This is a genomic window from Frankia sp. CeD (assembly GCF_000732115.1).
GTDB lineage: Bacteria > Actinomycetota > Actinomycetes > Frankiales > Frankiaceae > Frankia > Frankia casuarinae.
On sequence record NZ_JPGU01000003.1, the window covers coordinates 88,134 to 94,137 of the forward strand.

Here is a 6,004-nt window from a genome sequence, read left to right on the forward strand (position 1 = left end):
GACCTCGCTTACCGCACCGCCGGCCACGGGTCCGACCTGCCGGGACGAGGGTTTCGCCGACACGTGCGACAGCCTACGAGGATGTGGTGCCGAACGCGGGCCGGGCCACTGTCACGGGAGGGAGATGGGCGCACCCGACAGCCGATCGCTACCGAAGACGCACGCGACGTGCGGCCGACGGATAGCCTGGGAATCACTCATCTTCCGTTGCGTTGTCCTGCCGTTACACAGAACGAGGTCGCCCGTGCCCACCGGCAAAGTCAAGTGGTTCGACGTCGACAAGGGCTTCGGCTTTCTCAGCCGGGACGACGGCGGCGACGTCTTCGTGCACAAGGCCGCCCTGCCCGCCGGGGTCGACCGGCTGAAACCCGGCGACCGGGTCGAGTTCGGCGTCGCCGCCGGGCGGCGTGGCGACCAGGCACTGTCGGTCCGGCTGCTGACCGCCCCGCCGTCGGTCGCCAAGGCGGCCGCCCAGGCCGCGCGGCGCAGTCCGGACGAGCTGCACAGCATGGTCGAAGACATGATCAAGGTGCTGGACGACGTGCAGCGGGACCTTCGTCGCGGCCGGTATCCCGACCGGCGGACCGCCCAGCGGGTCGCCAAGGTCGTGCACGCCGTAGCCAACGAGTTGGAGGTCTAGACCGGCGGCAGGAAACCGACCCGTCGGCCGCACCCGGTGCACACCGCGACCTGGGCGCCCGGTTCCTCGTCGGACGCCGCCAGGTGGGTCAGTGGCACCGGGCCACCGCACCAGGGGCAGAGCAGCCAGGGGCCGTCCACCCCGCGTGGCCCGGGCTCGGACGGACCGGATGTCACGTTTCCGCCAGCACAACGGTCACCCTAGCCGCATCCATCGAATCCGCTGTCGAATCCGCTGTTCCCATCAGATCAGCGACACCGGCCGAGCCAGCCACATCAATCGGGATCCGGGCATGAGCCGAGATCGAGCCCTTCATCAGATTGGCCACACTGGTACGCATCGGTTCACGATGCCTCCTCGGTTAGGGCCTCATCCGCCGCGGCCTGCGCGCCGTGGCGGCAACACATTGTCGGGGAGCCGACCGGTCCCGTCGGCGGGGAGCCCGCGTGCGACTGGAAGCGTTGGCAGTGCGGCAGACTGCGAACGTAGACCAGACCGAACCATGAGCAGCCCCGCAGCCGGCCGCGGTGGCATCGCCGAGGGCCGTCCCACCTCCGCTGATCGGCGGAGGGCACGGATCGGCGGTCGGAACGAGGCGTCGGATCGGGATTCGAGAGGCATTCGTGTGACAAGCAGTGGACAGCGGTCGTGATCACAGCCGTGCGGTGCTGACCGTGGCCGACAACGCCGCACGCATGGGTCCCGGCCGCTCCGAACCAGGTGATCCGCTCAATCCACACGAGCCCCGGTCGGTCGGCCCCTACGTTCTGCTCAGCCGGCTCGGGGTCGGCGGCATGGGCACGGTCTACCTGGCGAGGAACCGGGCCGGACGGCGGGTTGCCATCAAGGTCATCAGACCGGACCTGGCCGCCGACGAGGAGTTCCGCCGCCGGTTCCGGGCCGAGGTCGAAGCGGCACGCAAGGTTGCTCCCTTCTGCACCGCCGAAGTCCTGGACGCGGATCCGAATGCGCCCGCGCCGTACCTCGTCACCGAGTTCATCGACGGCGTCCGGCTGGACATGCAGGTCGACAAGGGCCCGCTGACCTCGTCGACCCTGACCGGACTGGCCGTGGGGGTCGCGACGGCGCTCACCGCGATCCACAGCGCCGGCCTCGTCCATCGGGATCTCAAGCCCAGCAACGTGATGCTCTCACTGTCCGGGCCACGCGTGATCGATTTCGGGATCGCGCAGGCCCTCGAGGGCGCGAAGGCGAAGCCCACGGCATGGGGCTTCGGCTCCGCCGGGTGGATGGCGCCCGAGCAGGTGCACGGCCAGCCCATCGGTCCGGAGGCGGACGTCTTCGCCTGGGGCATCCTCATTGCCTACGCTGGTACCGGCCGCCACCCGTTCGGCGACGGTACGGACATCGACCTCGGCATGCGCATCGTCGGGTCCGCCCCGGACCTGCGCGGTCTGCCGCAGCCACTGGTCGGCCTGGTCAGCGCGGCCCTGGCCAAGCATCCCGACGACCGGCCGAGCGCCCGGGACCTGCTGCTGCGGCTCATCGCGCAGCCACCCTCCCGCGGTACCGGTGCCATCGGCGAGGCGATGGGTCAGGCCGAGGAGCTCCTGAGCAGAACCGGCGAGGTGCCCCGCGCCGCCCCGACCCGGATCGGCCCGGCGACCTCGGCTCCCGCGCGTCAGGTCCACTGGAACGCGGGCGCTCCCGCCGCCCGGGCGGGCCAGGGACCGGGACAACCACGCCAGGCACCACCGGGGCAGTCCGGTGCGCACAGCCCGAGGGGACGCCCCGGCCCGCGGCCCGCCCAGCTGGGCGAGCGGATGGGTGGGCAGGTCCCCGGCGCGCCGCCGGGGCCGTGGTCCGGCCAGGCTCCCGATCGGCACGGGCCGGTACCGGGCGAGCCCGGCGCGCCGTACCCGTCCTTCGCCCAGCCGCCGCCGGCCCGCGGGCTCGATCGCAGGCGACTCGTCTGGATCGCCGTCATCGTCCTGGGCGCGCTGATCGCCATCGCGGTCGTGGTCAGCCTGCCCGGAAAGAGCGGCCAAAATGGTTCCGCGGAACAGTCGGCGGCCACGACCGTCCCGTCGCGCTCCACCGGTCCGAGCACGGCACCGGGTCCGGCCAGCGGCCTGAACCGCCCCGTCACGGATGGCCAGCTCGAGTTCATCGTGGATTCCTTCCGATGCGGGCAGNCCAAACTCGGTGACGGACTGCTCGCTCGGCACACGGACGGCCAGTTCTGCCTGGCCCACGTGACCGTGCGCAACATCGGCGACTCCACCCGCACGCTGGTGACCTCATCCCAGTTTCTGTGGGACGGCGGCGGCGGCCGGCACAGCGCCGATTTCCTCGCCCGCTTCCAGCTGAGTAACGAGGATCTGTGGGATTCGATCAACCCGGGTGACCTCAGAGCGGGCACCATGGTCTTCGACATCCCACGGGACGCCACGGCCCAGGAGTTGGAGCTGCACGACAATCCGGTGAGCGCGGGAGCCCGCGTTCCCGTCCCCTGACGGTGGCCGACCAACCCGGCGGGCCGATCTCCAGTTAATGTCACCCTCGATCCGAACGGACCCGAAGCGGGGCGAGCACTTCCCACGGGTTCCGAACCGTCGAGGTGGGGAGTCCGGTGCGAAGAAGCGGTGTCGGTCCAGATCGTCACGGACCCGGTCGGCCCGGTCGACCCGGCGGAGCCGCGGCCCTCGCCGTCCTCGCCGTTTTCGTCCTCGTCGGCGGCCTGACCGGTTGCAGTGACCTTTCCGACCAGACCGGAACGTCCAACCAGGTTGGTGCCCCGACCGCCAGCGGCTCGGCGCTGAAGCTGCTCGCCACCCTTCCGATCAAAGCGGAGGACAACTCTCCCAGGTACCGCCGGGACGAGTTCGGGCCCGCCTGGTCGGACATCGACGACAACGGGTGTGACACCCGTAACGACATTCTGCGGCGAGATCTGCGCAGCACCACCATCCGCAGATCGGACGGCTGCACGGTGCTGACCGGCGAGCTCCGGGATCCGTACACCACCAGAATCATCCGTTTCGACCGTGGACGGAACTCCGCCAGCGTGCAGATCGACCACGTCGTCCCCTTGGCGGATGCGTGGCGGACCGGCGCGCTCAACTGGACCGCTCGGGAACGGCTCCAGTTCGCCAACGATCCGGAGAACCTGCTGGCTGTCGACGGTCCCACGAATCAGCGCAAGAGCGATCACGACGCCGCCGAATGGTTGCCGCCGAGCCCGGGGGAGCAGTGCCCCTACGTCGCGCGCCAGGTGGGATTGAAGGCCCGTTACCGCCTGTGGGTCGTCCAGGCGGAGGCGGACGCGATGCGCGCCGTTCTCCAGAAGTGCCCGAACCAGCCGGCACTGGGGCTGACCCCGAGCGGCTGACCGGAAGCCCGCGGCGCTGAATCATCCGAGAAATGCGGAGCAGCCGGCGGGGTCGGCCCGGACCCGGCGGGGTCGGCCGGCGGTTCTCAGCGGACGGTGGGCGCGGCGCCGCTCTCGCTCACCATCGGGCGGCCGTGCGCCTGCCAGGAGNGCATCCCGTCAGTCAGGTTGCGGACCTGCCAGCCGCCCTGCCTGAGGTAGTTGGTGACGGCGGCGGACCTACCGCCCGAGCGGCACACCACGACGACCTCGCGTTCCCGGGGAACCTCGTCGAGCCGGGCGACCAGTTCACTCATCGGGATGTGCAGCGCGCCGGCGATGTGACCGGCGGACCACTCGTCGGGCTCCCGCACGTCCACCATCAGCGGGGCACCGTCCGCGGAAAGCTCGACCGGTAGCTCCGCGACGCCGACAGCCGGTATCTGATCGGTACTCACGTCTCCATCCTGCCATCAGGACCCTCCGAGGGGGCTCGCGGTTCAGCGCAGCGGCCGCGGAAGCACGGGGACGAGGTCGGCGTCGGCGGCGCGGGAGAGCAGGGCCTCGACGGCGGCGAACCCTTCGTCGCCGAGGTCGAGGCTGAACTCGTTGACGTACAGCTGGATGTGGGCGTCGACGACGTCGGGCGTCATCTCCTGGGCGTGGGCGAGGACGTAGTCGGCGCTGGCGGCGGGATCGGCGAAGGCCGCGGCGACGCTCGCCCGCACCGCGGCGGACAGCACCGGACCGTCCAGCCCCCGGCGGGCGAGGATCGCGCCGAGCGGAATGGGCAGCGAGGTCTGGCCCTCCCACCAGTCGCCAAGGTCGACGAGCGCCGTCAGTCCATAGGACGGGTAGGTGAAGCGGGACTCGTGGATGACGAGCCCCGCGTCATACGCGCCATCGCGGACGGCGGGCATGATCTTCTCGAAGGGAAGCACGTCGACGTTCGTCACGCCCTCGTCGGCCGCCCACAGCCGGAACAGCAGGTAGGCCGTGGTGCGGGTGCCGGGGATGGCGACCCGGGCACCGCGCAGGTCCGACCGCCCGGCGGTGAGGACGAGTGGGCCGCAGCCGCGGCCCAGGGCCCCGCCCGCCGTCAGCAGCTGATACCCGGTGAGCAGCCACGGCAGGGCGGCGTAGGANACCTTGACGAGGTCGTCCCGCCCGTCGGCGGCCCGGGTGTTGAGGACGTCGATGTCGGCGAAGGTCACCGACACCTCGGGTGCTCCCGGGACGAGTCCGTGCGCGAGGGCGTGGAAGGCGAACGTGTCGTTGGGGCAGGGCGAGATGGCGAGCGAGAGCGGACCCGGAAGGTTCGAGGTGGTCGCCCGGCCAGCACCCATCTCAGTGCTCTCCCGTCCCGTGGTGGCCGCTGTTCCCGTGGTGGCCGCGGGCACCCGGGTGCCCGGCCGGGATCGTGGTGGAGACGTCGTTCGCGGTGGCCACCGGTGCGGCCGTCACCAGGCCGTCCGGGTGGGTGACGAGTGCCGCGGCGGCCGTGCGGAGGCTGGCCAGCGCGACCGGCAGGTTCCAGCCGGACCGGTCCCGGCGCCCGACCGTGTTGCTGATGGTACGGATCTCCACCACCGGGACGCCGAAGGCCCGGGCGGCCACCCCGACGGCGTACCCCTCCATCGACTCCGCCACCGGGTCCAGCCGCTCGGTCAGCGCCGTGGCCCGACGCTCGGTGCCCGTCACCGTCGACACGCTGNTCACGCTACCCGTGACGATCCGCCGACCGGTGACGTCGAGCACCGTGCCCAGGCGGTGGACGAGGTCCGGATCCGGGACCACCGTGGACGAACCGAGCCCGAGATCCTCCAGGCTCAGGAACGACCCCGCGGGGTTCGACGAGTGGGCGAGGCCGCCGCGGGGTGCCGGCGCGCCGTTGCTGTGGAACCCGAGATTGCGGTCCATCTCGCTGATGCGGCCGATCGGCGGAGCGGGCGGTTCCTCGTCAAGGCCGGACTCCGCGCCGAGGTCGGCGGCGACGATGCGATCGGCGAGGACGATGTCCCCGATCNNNNCNC

At 71.3% G+C, this 6,004-nt stretch carries 6 protein-coding genes and 1 pseudogene (1 of these 7 running past the window's edge); 3 read left to right on the plus strand and 4 right to left on the minus strand.

Translation table 11 applies throughout. The features are described from left to right. Nucleotides 1-244: 244 nt before the first annotated feature. Nucleotides 245-640 (plus strand): cold-shock protein, encoded by a 396-nt coding sequence (locus CED_RS03295; protein WP_011438780.1) that lies wholly within the window; start codon nucleotides 245-247, stop codon nucleotides 638-640. Between the two features lie 172 nt (nucleotides 641-812). On the opposite strand, the gene CED_RS24170 is transcribed toward CED_RS03295, so the two are convergent. Then, the gene (locus CED_RS24170; protein WP_023840638.1) at nucleotides 813-980 is read right to left on the minus strand and encodes a hypothetical protein; all 168 of its coding nucleotides are present in this window, start codon (nucleotides 978-980) and stop codon (nucleotides 813-815) included. Nucleotides 981-1,335: 355 nt separating this feature from the next. On the opposite strand from CED_RS24170, the gene CED_RS03305 reads away from it, so the two are divergent. After that, nucleotides 1,336-3,117: a DUF4352 domain-containing protein gene (locus CED_RS03305; RefSeq protein ID WP_051868654.1), complete on the plus strand. Its 1,782-nt coding sequence runs from the start codon at nucleotides 1,336-1,338 to the stop codon at nucleotides 3,115-3,117. A 116-nt stretch (nucleotides 3,118-3,233) separates the two neighbouring features. Then, a complete protein-coding gene (locus tag CED_RS03310) occupies nucleotides 3,234-3,992 on the plus strand; it encodes an HNH endonuclease family protein (RefSeq protein WP_011438778.1) in 759 nt (252 codons plus the stop codon). An 86-nt stretch (nucleotides 3,993-4,078) separates the two neighbouring features. Here the strand turns inward: CED_RS03310 and CED_RS03315 are convergent, their stop codons facing one another. The 3 genes and pseudogenes from CED_RS03315 to mqnB form a co-directional block, all read right to left on the minus strand. Then, a complete protein-coding gene (locus CED_RS03315) occupies nucleotides 4,079-4,429 on the minus strand; it encodes a rhodanese-like domain-containing protein (protein WP_035908594.1) in 351 nt (116 codons plus the stop codon). A 42-nt stretch (nucleotides 4,430-4,471) separates the two neighbouring features. Continuing rightward, nucleotides 4,472-5,317: a 1,4-dihydroxy-6-naphthoate synthase gene (locus CED_RS03320; RefSeq protein WP_011438776.1), complete on the minus strand. Its 846-nt coding sequence runs from the start codon at nucleotides 5,315-5,317 to the stop codon at nucleotides 4,472-4,474. A 1-nt stretch (nucleotide 5,318) separates the two neighbouring features. Continuing rightward, nucleotides 5,319-6,004: pseudogene (gene mqnB, locus CED_RS03325) on the minus strand (futalosine hydrolase); it runs 328 nt beyond the window's last position.

Excerpts from the sequence above, each read along its gene's own strand:
- CED_RS24170 (WP_023840638.1), bottom strand. The coding sequence starts at position 980 with ATGCGTACCAGTGTGGCCAATCTGATGAAGGGCTCGATCTCGGCTCAT.